Source organism: Mesorhizobium sp. B3-2-1 (assembly GCF_006439515.1).
In the GTDB taxonomy this organism is placed as follows: domain Bacteria; phylum Pseudomonadota; class Alphaproteobacteria; order Rhizobiales; family Rhizobiaceae; genus Mesorhizobium.
The window spans coordinates 160,781-179,844 of sequence record NZ_VFTI01000009.1 but is presented as its reverse complement, the minus strand read 5'-3'; the positions used below and the strand labels follow the sequence as shown (position 1 = coordinate 179,844).

Genomic DNA, 19,064 nt, shown 5'->3' with positions numbered 1-19,064 from the left:
CGACAACAGGGCGATTTCAAAAGGGGAAATGCATGACCAAGGTTGCAATCGTCACGGGTGGATCGCGCGGTATCGGCGCGGCGATCTCGACCGCTTTGAAGACTGCCGGCTATTCGGTTGCCGCGAATTATGCCGGCAACGACGACGCGGCGGCGAAGTTCAAGGCCGAAACCGGCATTCCGGTCTACAAATGGTCGGTCGCCGACTATGACGCTTGCGCCGCCGGCATCAAGCAGATCGAGGCCGACCTCGGCCCGGTGTCGGTGCTGGTCAACAATGCCGGCATCACCCGCGACGCCATGTTCCACAAGCTGACGCGCGACCAGTGGAAAGAGGTCATCGACACAAATCTGTCCGGCGTCTTCAACATGACGCATCCGCTGTGGAGCGGCATGCGCGACCGCAAGTTCGGCCGCGTCATCACCATCTCCTCGATCAACGGCCAGAAAGGCCAGGCCGGCCAGGTCAACTACTCCGCCGCCAAGGCCGGCGATATCGGCTTCTCGAAGGCGCTCGCCCAGGAAGGCGCGCGCGCCGGCATCACCGTCAACGTCATCTGCCCCGGCTACATCGCCACCGAGATGGTCAAGGCGATCGACGAGAAGGTGCTCAACGAACGCATCATCCCGCAAATCCCGGTCGGCCGCCTGGGCGAACCGGAAGAGATCGCGCGCTGCGTTGTCTTCCTGGCTTCCGAAGACGCCGGCTTCATCACCGGCTCGACCCTCACCGCCAATGGTGGCCAGTACTTCATCTGAGTCCTCTTCTCACCGCAGCCAACGGCTGGGGGATCGACGCGTGCTCGCAACAAGCGGACCGGGAAACCGGTCCGCTTTCAAACGACGCTTGATCCTTGGAAGGCTTCGCTATGGCGCGATGCTCCAATCCGGCACGCAAAGGTTAATGACGGCAGCCGCGTCTGTGCGAAACCCTGTGGTCAAGCCTGTGGATTCTCGGTGGATAAGCTGTTCACAACACAAGATATTGGGGGAACAAAAGGAGAAAATACCGCTGGCGCTGATTTGTCGCCGATTCGTTCCGGCTTTGAGCGCAATGTTAACATTAATGGCCTCGATTGCCTGCAATTCCTTAACGCCAAGTTCAGAAAGATTAACAATTTCATAATGTTGAGCGGGGCGTACCGTATTTCCCGCATCGTTTACCGGCAAAAGTTAACGGCAAGGCCTACCTAGCATAAAACGGGCCAGTTTCGACGATTCAGCATGTGGTGAGACTCGTCGTCACAAAATCCATATCTAGCCGTGAACAAAAGCTGAATCTCTCGGAGTCAGCGATTCGTCGCTGATTCGTTCCAGACTCGTTCCAACTGTTAAGCAGCGGCTCATTTGCGGGTCGACGCGGACGTCTTCGGCACCCTGCCGGAACATTCCGCTTTCGCTTCGCGCCCGAAATCCCTATGTGTCGGCTGTCATACGCGCCGTCCAGGCACGCTCCCGACCACGAGAGGCCAGAAAGCCTTATTTCCGAGCCGATGAACATTCAGCAGAAACACACCGAGCCGCTGATCCTGTCGGGCCGCGACGTGACCGCCGTGCTTGGCCCGACCAACACGGGCAAGACCCATCTCGCCATAGAGCGCATGGTGGCGCACGAAACCGGCGTCATCGGCCTGCCGCTCAGGCTGCTGGCCCGCGAGGTCTACACGCGCGTCTGCGAGAAGGTCGGCGCCCACAAGGTGGCGCTCATCACCGGCGAGGAGAAGATCCAGCCGCTAGGCGCCAAATATTCGGTCTGCACCGTCGAAGCCATGCCGCGCGAGTCCGACGCTGCCTTCGTCGCCATCGACGAGGTGCAACTGGCCGGCGACCTCGAACGCGGCCATATCTTCACCGACCGCATCCTGCATCTGCGCGGCCGCCAGGAAACGCTGCTGCTCGGCGCGGCCACTATGCACGGCATTCTCCAGCGGCTGCTGAAGGGCGTCTCGGTGGTGACGCGGCCGCGGCTGTCGCATCTGGCCTATGCCGGCTCCAAGAAACTGACGCGCCTGCCAAGGCGTACCGCGATCGTCGCCTTCTCCGCCGACGAGGTCTACGCCATCGCCGAGCTGATCCGCCGCCAGCAAGGCGGTGCGGCCGTCGTGCTCGGGGCGCTGTCGCCCCGCACCCGCAATGCCCAGGTGGCGCTCTTCCAGTCGGGCGATGTCGACTATCTCATTGCCACCGACGCGATCGGCATGGGTCTCAACCTCGATCTCGACCATGTCGCCTTTGCCCAGAACCGCAAATTCGACGGATACCAGTACCGCAATTTGACGGCGGCCGAACTCGGCCAGATCGCCGGCCGCGCCGGCCGGCACCTGCGCGACGGCACGTTCGGCGTCACCGGTCAGGTCGATCCGCTCGACGAGGATCTGGTCCAGAGGATCGAGGGCCATGAGTTCGACCCGGTGAAGGTGCTGCAGTGGCGCACCGCCCGATTCGATTTCGCCAGCCTCGATGCGCTGAAGCGATCGATCGAAACCAACGCCCCGGTCGAAGGCCTGACACGCGCGCTGCCGGCCGTCGATGCACAGGCGCTCGAACATCTCTCCCGCGACGAAGGCATCCGCGCGCTCTCGACCAATGCGAAACGCGTGGCGCTGCTGTGGGAAGCCTGCGCGCTGCCCGACTATCGCAAGATTGCGCCGGCCCAGCATGCCGACCTCATCGCCTCGATCTACATGGACCTCGCCCGGCATGGCCATGTCGACGAGAATTACATGGCCGAGCAGGTGCGCCGCGCCGACACCACCGAGGGTGATATCGACACGCTGTCGCACCGCATCGCCCAGATCCGCACCTGGACATTCGTGTCGAACCGGCCCGGCTGGCTGGCCGATCAGGCACACTGGCGGGAAAAGACGCGTGAAATCGAAGACAGATTGTCGGATGCGCTGCATGAGCGGTTGACGAAACGCTTCGTAGACCGCAGGACTTCCGTCCTCATGCGGCGCCTTAGAGAAAATACCATGCCCGAAGCCGAAATCAGTCCTACCGGAACCGTCCTTGTCGAAGGCCATCATGTCGGCGAGTTGCAAGGGTTCCGCTTCACCGCCGACCAGACCGCCGGCGGCGAGGACGCCAAGGCCGTGCGCACGGCCGCGCAAAAAGCGCTGGCCGCCGAATTCGAGGCCCGTGCGGAGCGCTTCGGCGCCTGCGCCAATGGCGACCTCGCGCTCGGCTCGGACGGCACCCTGCGCTGGATCGGCGCACCGATCGGCACGCTGGTTTCGGGCGAGGACGCGCTGAAGCCGCGGCTGGTGCTGCTGGCCGACGAACAACTCACCGGCCCGGCCCGCGACAAGGTCGCCGCGCGCGCCGAGCGTTTCGTCAATTTCCAGATCGAATCCCTGCTCAAGCCGCTGGTCGACTTGAAGAATGCGGAGCAGATTTCCGGTATCGGCCGCGGCATCGCCTTCCAGCTCGTGGAGAATTTCGGCCTCATCAATCGCCGCGACATCGCCGAGGAGATGAAGTCGCTCGACCAGGAAGGTCGCGCGGCACTTCGCCGGCTCGGCGTGCGCTTCGGTGCCTATCACGTCTTCGTGCCGGCGCTGATCAAGCCGGCACCCGCCGGACTGGTGACCTTGCTTTGGGCGCTGAAGAACGACGGCAAGGACAAGCCGGGCTTCGGCGACGTCGTCCATGCGCTGGCGTCGGGACGCACCTCTGTTGTCATCGATCCGGCCTTCGACAAGGCGTTCTACAAGCTTGCCGGCTACCGCAATCTCGGCCGCCGCGCCGTGCGCATCGATATTCTCGAGCGGCTGGCCGACCTGATCCGCCCGGCGACCAACTGGAAGCCCGGCCTCGGCCAGCGACCGGACGGCGCCTATGACGGCCAGTCCTTCATGGTGACGCCGCCGATGATGTCGATCCTCGGCGCCACCGCCGACGACATGGAAGAGATCCTCAAGGGTCTCGGTTATCGCGCCGAGCCGAAACCGGTGGCGGAAGTCAAGGCACGGCTGGAAGCGCAGGACACTGCCGCGCGGGAAGCCGCCGCTGCCAAGCAGGCAGCCGAAGAGGTAGCCCGCGCGGAACAGGCCAAGGCGGCGGAAGAGGCGGCAGTGGAAGCCGCAGTAACGGAAGCCGGCGCTGTAGATGCGGCCGCGGAGGCAACGGTCGAGGGTTCGGCAACGGCAGCCGCCGAGGCCGCCATCGAAGCCCCAGCCGAGGTCATCGCGGAAACGGCAGCAGAGCCTGTCGCACAAGAGCAGTCGGAAGCCACGACTGAGGTTGCGGATGAAGAGGAGCCTTTAGCCGAAGCCGCTGTTGAACCCGCCGAGCCGGCCCCGGTTGAACCGCAGGCCGAACCTGAAGCTGCCGAGGTCGACGCCACGCCCACGGAGGAAGCCGCAGCGGCGGAGCCGATCGTCGAAGCCTCCGCGCCGACGGATGCCGCCGAACCGGCTGCAGTGGCGGAAGCCACCAGCGAACCTGCGCCGGAAGCCGAAGCGCCAAAACCGATCCTGTTGTGGCGCCAAGGTCGCTTTGACCAGCGCCCGCGCCATCGCGATGGCCGCAACAACCGCCCGCAAGCCGGACAGGCGCGCGGCCGAAGCAACGCGCCTGCCGATGCCGGCGACGGACCGGCAACAGGCACGCCCGCGGACCGTCCCGCTCATGAAGGGCGCCGCGACGGCGCCGGCAAACCGCGCTTCGACCGCTCGAAGTTCAAGCCGAGGCCGCAAGGCGAAGGCGCCGAGCGCCGCGACGGCCGCCCGCAAGGCGATCGTCCCGACCGCCGCGAAGGTCGGCCTGACTGGAAGGGCGGCAGCCCGGAAGGCAAGGGTGCCGATCGTGGCAAGGGGGGCGGAAAGCCCGCCTTCCAGCCCAAGCCGCGCGAGGAGCGTCCGGTGCGCTTCGATCCGGATTCACCCTTCGCCAAGCTCGCCGCTTTGCGCGACCAATTAAAGAAGTAGGCTCGCGTCGATGGTTGCGGAAGGCCGCCAGCGCATCGACAAATGGCTGTTCTTCACGCGCGCGGTGAAATCGCGCTCACTGGCGGCCAAACTGGTAGTCGCCGGTCGCGTGCGCATCAATCGCGACAAAGCAGCGCAGGCTTCCGATCTGGTCAAGCCAGGCGACGTGCTGACCATCACGCTCGACCGGCGTATCTTCGTCTGGAAGGTGCTCGGCGCTGGTGTGCGGCGCGGCCCTGCCGAGGAAGCTCGCACTCTTTATGAAGACATGTCGCCGCCGCCCGCCGCAGCCAAGGCCGACGCACTTCCCGATGCTATCCCGGCGCTGCGCGAGGCAGGCAGCGGCCGCCCGACCAAGAAAGAGCGCCGCCAGACCGACCGATTGCTCGACGAAGATTGAGCCTTGCCGACCAGACGCGGGGGTGTGTTTTCCCAGGGCAAACGACAAACAAAAAGCAGAACCGGGACCGGCAAACGGGACGGCCTGTGGGCATGTCGGGCCCTCGCGGCACCGCCCACCTGGAATTCCATTCCCAAACCCTGGCGCCACTGGGAATAGCCACCCTTGCAAGCGGCCGACAAAGGCGTTACCTCACAAAAAAGCCAACAAAAACGGGACATCCCGGAGCCGACCGATGACCTATGTCGTGACCGACAACTGCATCAAATGCAAATATATGGACTGCATCGAGGTCTGTCCTGTCGACTGTTTCTACGAAGGCGAGAACATGCTCGTCATCCATCCCGACGAGTGCATCGACTGCGGCGTCTGCGAGCCGGAATGCCCGGCCGACGCGATCAAGCCCGACACCGAGTCCGGCCTCGACAAATGGCTGCAGATCAACACCGAATATGCCGAGAAATGGCCCAACATCACCGCCAAGAAGGAGCCGCCGGCCGACGCCAAGACCTTCGACGGCGAGACCGGCAAGTTCGAGAAATACTTCTCCGCCGAGCCCGGCGAAGGCGATTGACAACACCGCTGTAAAGGCTTGTATGACGCAGCGTAACAGGCACGTCGGATTAACCGCCTTGACAGGCGGCGATCGGTTGTGGCCTTCGCTTACGCAGCAAAACCTTGATTCTTCCGACTTTTTGTGTTACATCAGCGAAACATGCCGGTGACACAACGTCGATTTATGGCGCAGACGCCCCAAATCACTGAAAGGTGAAAATCCCATTCCGGACCAGAGCGATCTGGGCCAGGCGGTCGCAGTTCGTGCGGTTTGCCGGTCCCGGCCTTTCCGGTGGGTTCATCTGTTGTGCGGCTAATGATCGGGTGACACCGATCACGTGAGTTCAGCCGGCACCGCCGCCGGCACACAACAAGGAGTTCAGGGCGTAATGGCAACGATAACCCCGCAGAAGAAGTCCACAGCCGCGCGTCACGGTTTCAAGACCGGCGAGTACATCGTCTATCCGGCGCATGGCGTCGGCCAGATCGTCTCGATCGACGAGCAGGAAGTGGCCGGTCACAAGCTGGAACTGTTCGTCATCGACTTCCAGAAGGACAAGATGCGCCTGAAGGTGCCGGTCGCCAAGGCGACCTCGATCGGCATGCGCAAGCTGTCGGAGGAGGATTATGTCGAGCGTGCGCTGAAGGTCGTGCAGGGTCGCGCCCGCGTCAAGCGCACCATGTGGTCGCGTCGTGCCCAGGAATATGATGCCAAGATCAATTCGGGCGACCTGATCTCGATCTCGGAAGTCGTGCGCGACCTCTACCGCGCCGACAACCAGCCGGAGCAGTCCTATTCCGAACGCCAGCTCTACGAGGCGGCGCTCGACCGCATGGCTCGCGAGATCGCGGCCGTAAACCGCATGTCGGAAACCGAAGCCGTGCGCCTGATCGAGGTCAACCTCAACAAGGGCCCCAAGCGTGGCGCCAAGGCCGACAACGAGGAAGCCGAGCAGGAAGAAGCTGCCTGAGCTTTTCGCCTTCGAGTTGAGTTAACGAAACCCGGCCTCGCGCCGGGTTTTTTGTCTTTGGGATTGCTGCGGATACCGCGCTTATGCGCCACCGCCCTTCTCCGCCGCCTCCTGCTTCAGCGTGGCGATGAACCGCTTGGTCCGTTCGCGCTCCGGATTGCCGAACAGCGTGGCGGACGGTCCCTGCTCGACCACGACGCCAGCGTCGAGGAACACCGCTTCCTGGGCGATCTTGGAGGCGAGGCGCAAATCATGCGTCGCAATCACCATGGTCGTGCCTTCGCTGGCGAGTTGGCCAAGCACGTCGACAACTTCCTGCGCCAGTTCGGGGTCGAGCGCCGAGGTCGGCTCGTCGCACAGCAGCACTTTCGGCGACGGGGCGAGAGCCCGCGCGATCGCCACGCGCTGCTGCTGGCCACCTGACAGCGTCGCCGGCCAGGCGTCGGCCTTGTGCGCCATGCCGACCTTCTCCAGCAGCGCGGCCGCCCGCTCATGTGCCTGCTGGGGCGACCATTTGAGCACCGTAACCAAGCCTTCCATGACATTCTCGATGGCGGAGCGATGCGGAAACAGCTGAAAATTCTGGAACACCATGCCGGTCTGCAGGCGCAGGCGCCTTATGTCCGCCGCCGGCACCTTGCCACCCGGGCGGAACTCGAGCGTCTCGTCGCCGATCCGCACCATGCCCGAGGTCGGGATCTCCAAGAGGTTGATGCAGCGCAGCAGCGTGCTTTTTCCCCCGCCCGAAGGACCGACCAGCGCGGTGACGCTGCCCTCGGCGATGGCAACCGTCACCCCCTTCAGCACAAGATTGTCGCCAAAGCGTTTTTCGATGTTGGCGAGGCCGATCATGAGCGTGCCTCCAGGAAGCCGCCATAGCGGTTGAGCCGCTCCTCCAGCCGCGTCTGCAAGGCCGACAGCACCGAACTCATCGCCAGATAGAGGATCGCCGCCTCGACATAGAGGATGAGTGGCTCATAGGTGGTGGCGACAATGCGCTGCGCCGCCTGGAACATCTCCGGCACGGTGATGGCGGCGGCCAGCGACGTGTCCTTGACCAGCGAGATGAAGGTGTTGGAGAGCGGCGGCACCGCCACCCGGCCGGCTTGCGGCAGGATGGTGCGCCGCATCGCCTGGCTCCAGGTCATGCCGATCGAATAGGCGGCCTCCCACTGGCCTTTCGGCACCGAGCCGATCGCCGCGCGGATGATTTCCGACGTGTAGGCGCCGATGTTGAGCGTGAAGCCGATCAGCGCCGCGGTAAAGGCATCGAGCAGGATGCCGACCGACGGCAGGCCATAGAAGATCAGGAACAGCTGCACTAGGAGAGGCGTGCCGCGGAAGATCCAGACATAGAAGCGCACGAGCGCCACAAGCGGCTTCGGCCCGAACAGCCGGCCGAGCGCCGCGCCCAGCCCCACCGTCAGGCCGAGCACGAAGGAAAGCAGCGTCAGCGGCACGGTGAAGATCAACGCTGCCCACAGCAGCGAGGGCAGCGACTCCAGCATCAGTTGCAGCCAGTGCGGCACGAAATATCCTCCGGAATGGACGGGCAGCGTCATCGAAGCGCGAATGCGTCAGCCATATCACGACAAAAGCGGCGAGCCGTCAAAGACGGCTCGCCGCTGGATGGGCTGCAGGGCGGCTACTCGCCCCGCTTTATGATTACTTCGAGACGTCCTGGCCGAAATAGGTGTCGGCGATCTTCTGGTAGGTGCCGTCGGCCTTGATGTCGGCAAGGGCCTTGTTGATGGCCGCGACCAGCTCCGGATCGCCCTTGCGCACGATGACGCCGGAGTAATCGGCATTCTCTTCCTGGGCGGCGATCTTCACATTGGCGTCGGGCTTGTGCTTCTTGAAGTCGAGGAACGACAGGCTGTCATTGATGGTGGCGTCGGCGCGGCCGGTCAAAAGCAGCTGGATCGACTGGTCGAAGCCATCCGTGCCGACCAGTTCGGCGCCATTCGATTCGGCCAGCTTGCCGAAATTGGAGGTCAGCGACTGCGCCGCCTTCTTGCCCTTGAGATCTGCGAAGGTCTTGATGTCGGTGTTGTCGCCGCGCACGATCAGCACCGCCTTGGAGGCGATGTAGGGATCGGAGAAAGCGTACTTGGCCTTGCGGGCATCGGTGATGCCGACTTCGTTGATGACGGCATCATATCGCTTGACGTCGAGGCCGGCGATCAGGCCGTCCCACTTGCCCTCGAGGAACTCCGCCTTGACGCCGAGCTCTTCGGCGATCGCCTTGGCGATTTCGACGTCGAAGCCGACGAGCGCTCCGGATGCATCATGATAGGTGAAGGGAGCGTAAGTGCCTTCCGTGCCGACCTTGATGACGCCAGCCTGCTTGATCTGGTCGAGATTGGCGCCGGCATGGCCCGATGTGACCGCCAGGGCCTGCAGCGTTCCGGCGATAATGAGCGACTTGAGCCATTTCATTTTTCTGTGATCCCGTCCTTGGCCTGATGTCAGGCATGTTGTGAGGGCTGGAAAATGACAGATGCGGATCGAAAAAATAAGGAACGAAATTTCAAAAAGGCTCAGTTCTGAAAATCAAATACTCCAAAAGAAATTTCTTTGCAGCATCGGAAGTCCGGGCAGCCGTGCCGAAATTGCCCGGACGTCATCGCTCGCTTGCCTGCTCCAGCGGAACCTTTCCCGCGCATGGCAGTTTTGGCTGTTCTAGGGCACGACGCCGTCATTTCAAGCCGGTTCTTGCCAGTTTGTCATTCGCACGCCTGAGCCAAGGAGCGCCTTATGATGGAAGACACGGCAGGTCGGGTCATGGTCCGCGCGGCAATGAGGGCGCCTTACCTTGAGCGCGACGAGGAGCATCGGCTTGCATTGCTCTGGAAACAGGACAACGATCAGAATGCGTTGCACAGCATCACCGTTGCCCATATGCGGCTGGTCATTTCCATGGCCTCGAAATTCCGTCACTACGGCCTGCCTCTCGGCGACCTGATCCAGGAAGGCCATGTCGGTCTGCTCGAGGCCGCCGCTCGCTTCGAGCCCGAGCGCGAGGTGCGGTTTTCGACCTACGCGACGTGGTGGATTCGCGCTTCGATGCAGGACTACATCCTGCGCAACTGGTCGATCGTGCGCGGCGGCACCAGTTCGGCGCAAAAGGCCCTGTTTTTCAATCTGAGGCGGTTGCGCGCCCGTCTCGCGAACGGCGCCGAACCACTCTCCAACACAACCCTCTACCGCGAGGTGTCGGTTGCGCTCGGCGTTTCCGAAGCTGATGTGGCGTTGATGGATTCGCGCCTGTCGGCGCCCGATTCCTCGCTCAACGTGCCGCTTGCCGACGATGCGGGTGCGACCGAGCGGATGGACTTCCTGGTCTCGGACGATCCCTTGCCCGACGAGATTGTCGGCGACAAGATCGATATCGCGCGCCGCGCGCTCTGGCTGAAGGAGGCGCTTCAAGCGCTCAACGCCCGCGAACTCCGCATCATCGAGGAACGCCGGCTTACCGACGAGGGCGCCACGCTCGAGGCACTCGGCGAGACGCTCGGCATTTCCAAGGAACGCGTCCGCCAGATCGAAGCCCGCGCCCTGGAAAAGCTCAAGGTCGCGCTGGTGAAGCAGAACCCGGAATTCATGGCGACTGCCGCCTGATCTCGCGCAACGGCGCTTACTTGTCGGTGACGATCTTGACCTTGTCGCCGGCCGAAACCGCGGCCCCCGGCGACAGCGCGTTGAGCACGCGGAACAGGTCGAGCTTGCGGTCGACGCCCACCATCTGCGCGGCAAGCGAACCCATGGTCTGTCCTGGCTGCACCGTAAGCACACGGATATGCAGCGGCTTCAGGGCCGCTTTTTCGGCGGGACTGAGGATGTGGAAAGAGCCACTGACCGAGCGCGCCACCGTTTCCAGCGACGCGCTGGCCGAGGGGGCCGCGGTCAGCAGTCGGTAGACCTGGCCGCCGGCACGGATCACCGCGATGTCGAACTGCCAGCCTTCGGCGCCGGCATGCGCGGTCGCGGCCTCATTGCCGTTGATGGTTTCCTGCTTGACGGTGCTGTCGTCGAGGCCGGCCACCCAGCCGCTTCTGATATAGTCGGTCAAGGCGCGGTTCTTGTCGATCGAAACGCCGTCGAAGCGGATCGCTATGTCGCCCGGACCCGTTGCCGTCACCGCTGCCGCCGAATTGTCGATGATGAAACCGTCCGGCACCGTGAACGACACGCCGAGACCCGGATGCAGGAAGGTTTCCCCGCGCACATAGCCCTCTTCCGGCGTGTCGCCATAAAGCAGGCCGTCTATGCCGGCGAGGAAGGAATCGCGATCGCGCGTGCCGAAACCGGGCGCGCCGAATTGGCGGGCGTGGCGCTGTGCCAGATCGATGCGTTGCGGCGTGCTGGGATGCGTGGCCAGGAAGTCGAGGCTGGCGTCCGTGGCACCGCTGATCGAACGGAAATCGGTGTAGGCCGACATCGACTGCAGGAAGCGGCCGGCGGCATAGGGATCGTAGCCGGCTTCGCCGATCGACTTGATGCCAATGGCGTCAGCCTCCAGTTCCTGGTTGCGCGAGAACTGCGCCAGCCTGAGCTTGCCGCGGATCAGTGCTGCCTTGGCGGTCGGGCTGTCGCCGAGCACATCGGAAACGACCTTGGTCGCAAGGCCTTCCTCGGCCTCCAGCTGCTGGCGTTGCAGGCCGTGATTGGCGGTGACGTGTCCCATTTCATGCGCGATGACGGCGGCGAGCTCGGACGAATCATTGGCCAGCGCCAACAGGCCGCGCGTGATGTAGAGATAGCCGCCCGGCAGCGCGAAAGCGTTGACGTTGGGCGAATTGAGGATGGTGATGCGATAGGTCTGGGTCGGGTTAGCCGACACCACGGTCAGATTGCCGACCACCTTGGCGACCATGCGCTCGAGCTTGGGATCGGAATACTCGCCACCATAGGTCGCCAGGATACGCGGATGCTGCGCCTTGGCGAGTTCGGCAAGCTTGTTGTTGGCGGCGACATTGTCCACCGTGATCGGCTTGTCGGATGGCTGGAAGCCGGATTCCTGGACTTCCGGAGGCGTAAACATCTGGCAGCTTGCCAGCGCCACGGCAAAGCCGGCGAGCGCGAGAAAGCGCGCCAGCGGATTCATTCGTAGCCTGTCAGCGCCGATCGCCAGAATGGCTTCCTTTCAGGTCCTTGCGCATGGCCAACGGACCGTGTCATGCGCAAAACAAACTGCTACAGCGTCGGTCGCGCGCTCGGGGCGGGCAGCAGATGCTGTAGGCAAATCACGGCCTGTGCCGGACCGGTATCGAGCGGACCTAGCCACACTACTCCAGTCATGGCAAGCAAGCGCCACATCGCCTCGGGCCGGTTTGAGCGTAAATTATGTCCGCTTCCGGGCAATATCTCGTGATAAGGCATCTCCGGCAGCCGCACCGATGTAGCGCCGGAACGCCTCCGGACCAGCCCCTGCAAAGAAATCGTCGGAGGTGCCTGTGGCGGCGACGGCGCCATTGTCCAGAAACACCACCTTCTGGCCGATCCGGCGGGCATCCTGCGGCTGGTGCGTGACGAACAGCAACGTCATGCCACGCTCGGCATGGAGGCTGGCAACCAGGTCGAGCATGTCGTCGCGCAACGCGGGTCCGAGCGAGGCGAAGGGTTCGTCGAGCAGCAGCACCGGGCGGTCACGCACCAGCACGCGAGCCAGGGCGACGCGCTGGCGCTCACCGCCCGAAAGTTCACGCGGCAGCCGCTTCTCCTTGCCGGCAAGGCCGGTGCGCCCAAGCGCCTCCGCGATATCGGCGTGGTCGGCATCGGTCAGTCGCAACGATGGCGAACGGCCGAGCCCGACATTCTGCTCGACGGAAAGATGCGCGAAAAGATTGTTCTCCTGGAACACCATCGACACCGGCCGCACGGCCGGCGGCTCGCAACCGACATCGGCCCCGCCGATCAGCAGGCGCCCGGATCTCGGCGTCTCGAACCCCGCCACCAGATTGAGCAGCGTCGACTTTCCCGAACCGCTCGGCCCCATGATGGCGGTGATTTGCGCAGCCGTGAACTCGACATCGAAGGCGAACAATGCCTCGCCATAACTGAACGAGACCTTGTCCAGCCGCACCGTAACCCCCTTGCCGTCAGCAGCCCTGTCAAACATCGCGGGCCATCCCCTTTCCCAGCCGGTCCGCTGCCAGCACCAGTGCCAGGCAGACAAGGCCGAGTAGCAGTGCCAGGCCGGCGGCGTCCTGCGTGCGGTAGCTGCCCATGCGAGCCAGGAGAAGGTAGGGCAAGGTCTGCACGGAATCACTGCCGAACAGGGCGATGACGCCGAGATCGCCAAGCGACAGCGCCATGGCGAACGCAAAGGCGGTGGCGAGCGGCCGCCGCAGCGACGGCCAGTCGACCAGCCGCAGTCTTGCCCAGCCGGAAATGCCGAGCTGCGCGCAGAGCCGTTCGTGACGCTCGCTTGCCGCGTCATAGGCGGGACGGATGGCGCGCAACGCGAAAGGCATCGCCATGACGGCGTTGACGGTGACGACCATGAGCGGGGCGATGGCAAAGACATCGCCGACATGGCGCAACAGAAGGAACCAGCCGGCGCCGATGACGATCGGCGGCACGACCAGCACAAAGCCGGCGCCGGTATCGGTGGCATGTTCGAGCAGTGTCCTTGGGCCGGAGCGGCGGTTCAGCGCCAGCGCCCGGCGCGCCATGGTCAGGGCCAGCGAAAGCATCACCGAAAGCAGCGCCGACAGGAAAGCGAGCACGGCACTGGTCAGTGTCGCCTGCCGGACAGTGGCCTCGCCGGCCAGCCGGCCGAGATCGGCGCCCAATCCGGCCGCCACGGTCGCCGCCATCGGCCCGGCAACGAAGAGCGAAGCCAACACGATGAGGATAGCGTTCAGCGAGGCCTCGGTCCTGTTGACCGAGAGATAGCGGCGCGGCGCGACCGGCAGGTTGGTGTCGCCGACGACATTGGCGCCGAGCCGGGTCAGCGCCAGCACCACGGTGAAGGTCAAGCCGATCTGCAGCAATGTCAGCGCGACAGCCCGCGCGGGATCGAAATCGAAGCGCAATGCCTGATAGATGCCGACCTCCAGCGTCGTCGCGGCCGGCCCGCCGCCAAGCGTCAGCACGATGGTGAAGGATGTGATGCAGAGCATGAAGACAAGTCCGGCGACGCCGGGCAAGGCGGCGCGCAGCGTCGGCCATTCGATCAGCCGGAATGCCGGCCGCGCTCCCATCCCGAGCTGGCTCGCCAGCCGCCACTGGTCTGAGGGAATGGTCTGCAGCGCCTCGAGGAGCAGGCGGGTGGCCAGCGGCAGGTTGAAGAAGACATGGGCAACGAGAATGCCGGACAGGCCATAGATGCCCGGCCAGTCCCGGCCGCCAACCCAGTTGAACAGACCGGCGAAATAGCCGGCGCGGCCGTAGAGCGCTAGGATGCCGAGCGCCGCGACGACCGCCGGCAGAGCCAGCGGCACGGCGAAGAGCCGCAGGATGAAGGCGCGGCCGGGGAAACGTGGATGCCGCGACAGCGCCCGCGCCACGAACAGGGCGGGCCCGACCGAGAGCAGCGTCGACAGGGCCGCCTGCCAGAGCGTGAAGCGCACGACACGGAAGAGGTAAGGATCGAAGGCGGCCCAGGCGCCGGAAAAATCGTGGGCGCCTTCGATGAAAAGGCCGGCAAAAGCGCCGCCGATCAGCAGTGTGGTTGCCGCGAGCGCGGTGATGCCGGCGGTGATGCGGGGATCAGATGCGCGTTGCACTGAGAACCAACGATCGACTTGGGAAACATTGTGTTCCTTGGCGCCCCCCTCGTGGGGGAGATGTCCGGCAGGACAGAGGGGGGCGCCGTAGAGCGGTCATCTCACGAGATTAGCCCACAAAACCTACTTGCTCATCACCGCCAGCCATTCGTCCACCCAGGCCTTGCGGTTGGCGGCGACCTCCTCGGGGCTGAACAGCAAGGTCTTGGTCGGCTTGACCAGTTTGTCGAAGGCGGGGTTGAGCGGCTTGTCGGTCTTGCCGGCCGGGAACATCCAATTGCTCTCCGGGATGGCGTCCTGGAATTTCGGCCCGGTCATGAAAGCCATGAACTTGGCCGCCAGCGGGTTCTTGGCCCCCGTGGTGGTGATGCCGGCAACCTCGATCTGCAGGTACTCGCCCTCTTCGAAGGATGCCGCCTGGTAGCGCTCGGTGTTTTCGGCGACCATGTGGTAGGCCGGCGAGGTGGTGTAGGACAGCACCATCGGCGCCTCGCCCTTGGTAAACAGGCCGTAGGCCTCGCTCCAGCCCGGCGTCACGGTCAGCACCTTGGCCTTGAGCTTGGCCCAGGCTTCCGGTGCCTTGTCGCCATAGACCGACTTCACCCACAACAGCAGGCCGAGGCCCGGCGTCGAAGTGCGCGGGTCCTCGATGACGATCTTGTCATTGGCACTGCCCTCGACCAGGTCCTTCAGGCTTTTCGGCGGCGTCTTGAGCTTCTCGGTATCATAGACGACGGCGAAATAGCCGTAGTCGAAGGGGACGAAAGTATCGTCGCTCCAGCCGCCCGGCACATTGACATCGCTCACCGTGCCATGAGGCGCGAACAGGCCCGACGCCTTGGCATCGGCGGTGAGATTGGTGTCGAGGCCAAGCACGATGTCGGCCTTGGTCGCTGCGCCTTCGAGCTTGACACGGTTGAGCAGCGCCACGCCGTCGGCGACCGAGACGAATTCGACATCGCAGTCACATTCGGCCTCGAATTCCTTCTTTACCACCGGGCCTGGACCCCAGTCGGCGGTGAAGCTCTCATAGGTATAAACGGTAAGCTTGTCCTTGGCCAAAGCCGGCCCGGACAGGGTCACTACCACGGCTGCGACGAGAGAATATAAAAGCGTGCGCATCGGCGCCTCCTTCGTTTGCGTTGAAAGGAATTGAGGCGTCGGATTGTCCGAAACGTCTAATCCCTCCGCCGGTACAAACCGGATCAGGTTCAGCGGGTTGGCGAGACTACCTCTCAGCCGGCCCGCGAAAGTCGCGTCCGGCACCCCGTTAGAGCGTTTCGACACATAGGCCCGGCTGATGGGACGCGCAAGTGGGAGTTTGCCGCCTTCCGTTTCCCGTGCCGGGCTGGTAAGGGCGACAGGATATGAGCACATTCACCATCCTGCTTGGCGGCGATCTCATCCGCACGCCCCGGCTCGACCGCCAGGTCGAAGGCTCGCGCGTCATCGCCGCGGACGCCGGCATCGGCCATGCACCGATGCTGGGCCTTGTCCCGGAACTGTGGGTGGGTGATTTCGATTCCGTGCCGGCCGATCTGCCGGAAGGTCTCGCCGCCGTGCCCCGGCAAACCTTCCCGGCGGAAAAGGACAAGACCGACGGCGAACTGGCGATCGCGGCAGCGCTCGAGCGCGGGGCGACTCGTCTTGTGCTGGCGGGCGCCTTCGGCGGCAAGCGCGCCGATCACGCCTTCCTGCATCTGGCGCTTGGCCTGCGGCTGGCCGAGGCCGGAACAGCTGTGCTTCTGACCAGCGGCGCCCAGGAAGCTGTCCCCTTGCTGCTCGGCAGGGCCGGCTTCGATTATGCCGACGGCACGCTGTTTTCGATACTCGGCTTTTCCGAACTCTCCGGCCTGACCGTAACCGGCGCCAAATGGCCGCTCGACAAGGTCGAGGTGGCTTTCGGTTCGTCGCTGACCATTTCCAACGAGGTCAAGGGCCGCCTCGACATCGCGCTCGGCCATGGCCGCGCACTGCTGCTCGCCCATCCCTATCCATTGCCCGAAAGCTGACATGGCCCCGCCTCTTCTCAATCTCGACGGGATAAGACTGACCTTCGGCAGCACGCCGCTGCTCGACGGCGCCGCCTTGACCGCTTCGGCCGGCGACAAGATCGCGCTGGTCGGCCGCAACGGGTCCGGCAAGTCGACGCTGCTCAAGATCGCCGCCGGCCTGATCGAACCGCAGGATGGCGAGGTGTTCCGCCAGCCTTCTGCGACAGTACGCTATCTGCCGCAAATGCCCGACATGGACGGCTTCGCCAATGTGCGCGCCTATGTCGAGGCCGGACTAGGGCCGGCCGACGATCCCTATCGCGCCAGCTATCTGATGGAGCATCTCGGCCTGTCGGGCGAGGAGCGGCCGGGCGACCTGTCCGGCGGCGAGGCCAGGCGCGCCGCGCTTGCTCGTGTCATGGCGCCCGAGCCCGACATTCTGCTTCTTGATGAACCGACCAACCATCTCGATTTGTCTGTCATCGAATGGCTGGAAGAAGAGCTCGTCCGGACTTCCTCGGCGCTCATCGTGATCTCGCACGACCGCCGCTTCCTCGAACGCGTGTCGCGCGCCACCATCTGGCTCGACCGTGGCCAGACCCGCAGGCTGGACAAGGGCTTTGGCCATTTCGAGGAATGGCGCGACCTGGTGCTGGAAGAGGAAGAGCGCGAGCAGCACAAGCTGGGCCGCCAGATCGTGCGCGAGGAGCATTGGCTGCGCTATGGCGTGACGGCGCGGCGCAAGCGCAACATGCGCCGGTTGGGCGAATTGCAGACCATGCGCCAGCGCTTTCGCGGCCATCGCGGCGCCGAGGGCTCGGCAACCATGGTGGCAAGCGACGCCGCCGAATCCGGCAAGCTTGTGATCGAAGCCAAGAACATCGAGAAGGGCTTTGGCGACCTCACCGTCGTCAAGGGATTCTCGACCCGTATCCAGCGCGGCGACCGCGTCGGCCTTGTCGGGCCGAACGGCGCCGGCAAGACGACGCTTCTGAAGATGCTGACCGGCGAGTTGGCGCCTGATGCCGGATCGGTACGGCTCGGCACCAATCTGGAAATCGCCACGCTCGACCAGAAGCGCGAGGCAGTCGATCCGCAGGAGACATTGGCACAGTATCTGACTGACGGGCGCGGCGAAAACCTCGTCATCAATGGCGAGCAGCGCCATGTCGTCTCCTACATGAAGGATTTTCTGTTCAAGCCGGAACAGGCACGCACGCCGGTGCGCGAATTGTCCGGCGGCGAGCGGGCGCGGCTGATCCTGGCGCGCGTGCTGGCGCGGCCGGCGAACCTTTTGGTGCTCGATGAGCCGACCAACGATCTCGATATGGAGACGCTGGAATTGCTGCAGGAACTGGTTGCCGGTTTTGCCGGCACCGTCATCCTGGTCAGCCACGACCGCGATTTCCTTGATCGTACGGTGACCAGCATCATTGCGCCGGATGGCGGCGGCCACTGGGTCGAATATGCCGGCGGCTATTCAGATATGCTGGCGCAGCGCGGCGGCACTAGGCTCGACGACCGCAAGGCGCGCGCCAAGGCAGAAGCCGGCGATGCGCCGGCACCAGGCAAGAGCGAGCCGGCAACGCCAAAAGGGCCGGCTAAGAAACTGTCGTTCAAGCAGAAGTTCGCGTTGGACTCTTTGCCCAAGAAGATCGAGGCGGTGACCGCGTCGATCTCGCGGCTGGAGAACAACATCGCCGATCCCGCCTATTACGAGCGCGATCCGGCATCGTTCCAGAAGACCATTGCCGCCCTCGACAAGGAGCGCGCGACGCTGGCGGCACTCGAGGAAGAATGGCTGGAGCTTGAGATGCTGCGGGAAGAGATGGAAGGGTAGGTCCGCCGCAGTCGAGGCAGCCTGATTTGATTGCCTCCATATCGGAATGCGCATATATTATGCGCATGTTGCGGAGGCCACCATGCGTAAGATTGCCTTGAATGCGGTCCGTCAGCCAGCAAATCTGTCGATCGACTCGAACCTCATGAGGGAAGCCAAGGGGCTTGATGTGAACGTCTCGCGCGCTGCGGAGGCCGGCATCGCGGAAGCGGTGGCGGCCGAGAAAACGAGGCTGTGGAAGCTTGAGAACCGCCCCACGATAGATGCGTGGAACGACTACATCGACAAAAACGGCATCCCGTTGGAAGAGTACCGGCAGTTCTGATGCCGCGCTATGATGTCTTCGCCGGTCGCGTCGAAGGCAACTATTTGCTCGACGTCCAATCCGACCTGCTCGACAATTTCAAGACGCGGGTAGTCATCCCGCTGCTGCCGGTCGCAACGGTGCCGCCGCCGATGCGAAAGCTTCATCCGATCTTCGACATCAACGGCCGGAAGCTGGTTATGGCGACACACCTGATTGCTACCGTCCCGGCAAGCGAATTGGGTGAAAGTCGGCTGAACCTGACAAAGCATCACGACGATATCGTCGCCGCACTCGACATGCTTTTTCAGGGTTTCTGAACGAAGGCGACCGTTGCGCC

The 19,064-nt window shown here is 63.9% G+C and carries 18 protein-coding genes and 1 riboswitch; of the genes, 11 read left to right on the top strand and 7 right to left on the bottom strand.

Annotation, left to right across the window (positions count from 1 at the left end; translation table 11 throughout):
- The first annotated feature begins 32 nt into the window (after positions 1-32).
- From phbB to FJW08_RS12250, 6 genes are all read left to right on the top strand, one after another.
- Positions 33-758, top strand: coding sequence for an acetoacetyl-CoA reductase (gene phbB, locus FJW08_RS12275; RefSeq protein WP_140754686.1), 726 nt, complete (start codon positions 33-35; stop codon positions 756-758).
- A 198-nt stretch (positions 759-956) separates the two neighbouring features.
- Entirely contained in the window at positions 957-1,193 is a 237-nt protein-coding gene (locus FJW08_RS12270) for a hypothetical protein (RefSeq protein ID WP_140810751.1), read from the top strand.
- Between the two features lie 299 nt (positions 1,194-1,492).
- Positions 1,493-4,927, top strand: coding sequence for a helicase-related protein (locus tag FJW08_RS12265; RefSeq protein ID WP_140810750.1), 3,435 nt, complete (start codon positions 1,493-1,495; stop codon positions 4,925-4,927).
- Positions 4,928-4,937: 10 nt separating this feature from the next.
- The gene (locus FJW08_RS12260) at positions 4,938-5,327 is read left to right on the top strand and encodes an RNA-binding S4 domain-containing protein (protein WP_140810749.1); all 390 of its coding nucleotides are present in this window, start codon (positions 4,938-4,940) and stop codon (positions 5,325-5,327) included.
- Positions 5,328-5,562: 235 nt separating this feature from the next.
- Entirely contained in the window at positions 5,563-5,901 is a 339-nt protein-coding gene (gene fdxA, locus FJW08_RS12255; RefSeq protein WP_140735514.1) for a ferredoxin FdxA, read from the top strand.
- 370 nt (positions 5,902-6,271) lie between these two features.
- Positions 6,272-6,853 carry a CarD family transcriptional regulator gene (locus FJW08_RS12250; protein ID WP_006327799.1) on the top strand — a complete coding sequence of 194 codons (582 nt, stop codon included), beginning with the start codon at positions 6,272-6,274 and terminating at the stop codon, positions 6,851-6,853.
- 81 nt (positions 6,854-6,934) lie between these two features.
- Here FJW08_RS12250 and FJW08_RS12245 read toward each other — a convergent pair whose 3' ends face one another.
- From FJW08_RS12245 to FJW08_RS12235, 3 genes are all read right to left on the bottom strand, one after another.
- Positions 6,935-7,705 carry an amino acid ABC transporter ATP-binding protein gene (locus tag FJW08_RS12245; protein ID WP_140810748.1) on the bottom strand — a complete coding sequence of 257 codons (771 nt, stop codon included), beginning with the start codon at positions 7,703-7,705 and terminating at the stop codon, positions 6,935-6,937.
- A complete protein-coding gene (locus FJW08_RS12240; RefSeq protein ID WP_013892562.1) occupies positions 7,702-8,382 on the bottom strand; it encodes an amino acid ABC transporter permease in 681 nt (226 codons plus the stop codon). The genes FJW08_RS12245 and FJW08_RS12240 overlap by 4 nt, the downstream gene beginning before the upstream one ends.
- A gap of 136 nt (positions 8,383-8,518) precedes the next feature.
- Positions 8,519-9,292, bottom strand: coding sequence for an amino acid ABC transporter substrate-binding protein (locus tag FJW08_RS12235; protein ID WP_140810747.1), 774 nt, complete (start codon positions 9,290-9,292; stop codon positions 8,519-8,521).
- 318 nt (positions 9,293-9,610) lie between these two features.
- Here FJW08_RS12235 and FJW08_RS12230 point away from each other — a divergent pair, with 318 nt between their 5' ends.
- Positions 9,611-10,474: an RNA polymerase factor sigma-32 gene (locus FJW08_RS12230; RefSeq protein WP_140754699.1), complete on the top strand. Its 864-nt coding sequence runs from the start codon at positions 9,611-9,613 to the stop codon at positions 10,472-10,474.
- Between the two features lie 16 nt (positions 10,475-10,490).
- Here the strand turns inward: FJW08_RS12230 and FJW08_RS12225 are convergent, their stop codons facing one another.
- The 4 genes from FJW08_RS12225 to thiB form a co-directional block, all read right to left on the bottom strand.
- Positions 10,491-11,960 carry a M48 family metalloprotease gene (locus FJW08_RS12225; RefSeq protein ID WP_140754701.1) on the bottom strand — a complete coding sequence of 490 codons (1,470 nt, stop codon included), beginning with the start codon at positions 11,958-11,960 and terminating at the stop codon, positions 10,491-10,493.
- 237 nt (positions 11,961-12,197) lie between these two features.
- Positions 12,198-12,974 (bottom strand): thiamine ABC transporter ATP-binding protein, encoded by a 777-nt coding sequence (thiQ, locus tag FJW08_RS12220; protein WP_140810746.1) that lies wholly within the window; start codon positions 12,972-12,974, stop codon positions 12,198-12,200.
- Complete coding sequence (gene thiP, locus FJW08_RS12215) at positions 12,967-14,586, bottom strand: thiamine/thiamine pyrophosphate ABC transporter permease (RefSeq protein ID WP_140810744.1); 1,620 nt, start codon at positions 14,584-14,586, stop codon at positions 12,967-12,969. Before thiP ends, thiQ begins: the two co-directional genes overlap by 8 nt.
- A gap of 123 nt (positions 14,587-14,709) precedes the next feature.
- Positions 14,710-15,708, bottom strand: a complete 999-nt coding sequence (gene thiB, locus FJW08_RS12210) for a thiamine ABC transporter substrate binding subunit (RefSeq protein ID WP_140810743.1) — start codon at positions 15,706-15,708, stop codon at positions 14,710-14,712.
- 43 nt (positions 15,709-15,751) lie between these two features.
- A riboswitch (TPP riboswitch) is annotated at positions 15,752-15,866 on the bottom strand.
- 87 nt (positions 15,867-15,953) lie between these two features.
- Here thiB and FJW08_RS12205 point away from each other — a divergent pair.
- The 4 genes from FJW08_RS12205 to FJW08_RS12190 all read left to right on the top strand — a co-directional run bounded on the left by FJW08_RS12205 (position 15,954) and on the right by FJW08_RS12190 (position 19,044).
- Positions 15,954-16,598, top strand: coding sequence for a thiamine diphosphokinase (locus FJW08_RS12205; protein ID WP_140810742.1), 645 nt, complete (start codon positions 15,954-15,956; stop codon positions 16,596-16,598).
- 1 nt (position 16,599) lies between these two features.
- The gene (locus FJW08_RS12200; protein ID WP_140810741.1) at positions 16,600-18,420 is read left to right on the top strand and encodes an ABC-F family ATP-binding cassette domain-containing protein; all 1,821 of its coding nucleotides are present in this window, start codon (positions 16,600-16,602) and stop codon (positions 18,418-18,420) included.
- Positions 18,421-18,502: 82 nt separating this feature from the next.
- Positions 18,503-18,745 (top strand): type II toxin-antitoxin system CcdA family antitoxin, encoded by a 243-nt coding sequence (locus FJW08_RS12195; RefSeq protein WP_140754713.1) that lies wholly within the window; start codon positions 18,503-18,505, stop codon positions 18,743-18,745.
- Positions 18,745-19,044, top strand: a complete 300-nt coding sequence (locus tag FJW08_RS12190; RefSeq protein ID WP_140754715.1) for a CcdB family protein — start codon at positions 18,745-18,747, stop codon at positions 19,042-19,044. Before FJW08_RS12195 ends, FJW08_RS12190 begins: the two co-directional genes overlap by 1 nt.
- Positions 19,045-19,064 lie beyond the last annotated feature (20 nt).

Excerpts from the sequence above, each read along its gene's own strand:
- phbB (WP_140754686.1), top strand. The coding sequence starts at position 33 with ATGACCAAGGTTGCAATCGTCACGGGTGGATCGCGCGGTATCGGCGCG.
- FJW08_RS12265 (WP_140810750.1), top strand. The coding sequence starts at position 1,493 with ATGAACATTCAGCAGAAACACACCGAGCCGCTGATCCTGTCGGGCCGC.
- FJW08_RS12260 (WP_140810749.1), top strand. The coding sequence starts at position 4,938 with ATGGTTGCGGAAGGCCGCCAGCGCATCGACAAATGGCTGTTCTTCACG.
- fdxA (WP_140735514.1), top strand. The coding sequence starts at position 5,563 with ATGACCTATGTCGTGACCGACAACTGCATCAAATGCAAATATATGGAC.
- FJW08_RS12250 (WP_006327799.1), top strand. The coding sequence starts at position 6,272 with ATGGCAACGATAACCCCGCAGAAGAAGTCCACAGCCGCGCGTCACGGT.
- FJW08_RS12245 (WP_140810748.1), bottom strand. The coding sequence starts at position 7,705 with ATGATCGGCCTCGCCAACATCGAAAAACGCTTTGGCGACAATCTTGTG.
- FJW08_RS12235 (WP_140810747.1), bottom strand. The coding sequence starts at position 9,292 with ATGAAATGGCTCAAGTCGCTCATTATCGCCGGAACGCTGCAGGCCCTG.
- FJW08_RS12230 (WP_140754699.1), top strand. The coding sequence starts at position 9,611 with ATGATGGAAGACACGGCAGGTCGGGTCATGGTCCGCGCGGCAATGAGG.
- FJW08_RS12225 (WP_140754701.1), bottom strand. The coding sequence starts at position 11,960 with ATGAATCCGCTGGCGCGCTTTCTCGCGCTCGCCGGCTTTGCCGTGGCG.
- thiQ (WP_140810746.1), bottom strand. The coding sequence starts at position 12,974 with ATGTTTGACAGGGCTGCTGACGGCAAGGGGGTTACGGTGCGGCTGGAC.
- thiB (WP_140810743.1), bottom strand. The coding sequence starts at position 15,708 with ATGCGCACGCTTTTATATTCTCTCGTCGCAGCCGTGGTAGTGACCCTG.
- FJW08_RS12205 (WP_140810742.1), top strand. The coding sequence starts at position 15,954 with ATGAGCACATTCACCATCCTGCTTGGCGGCGATCTCATCCGCACGCCC.
- FJW08_RS12200 (WP_140810741.1), top strand. The coding sequence starts at position 16,600 with ATGGCCCCGCCTCTTCTCAATCTCGACGGGATAAGACTGACCTTCGGC.
- FJW08_RS12195 (WP_140754713.1), top strand. The coding sequence starts at position 18,503 with ATGCGTAAGATTGCCTTGAATGCGGTCCGTCAGCCAGCAAATCTGTCG.
- FJW08_RS12190 (WP_140754715.1), top strand. The coding sequence starts at position 18,745 with ATGCCGCGCTATGATGTCTTCGCCGGTCGCGTCGAAGGCAACTATTTG.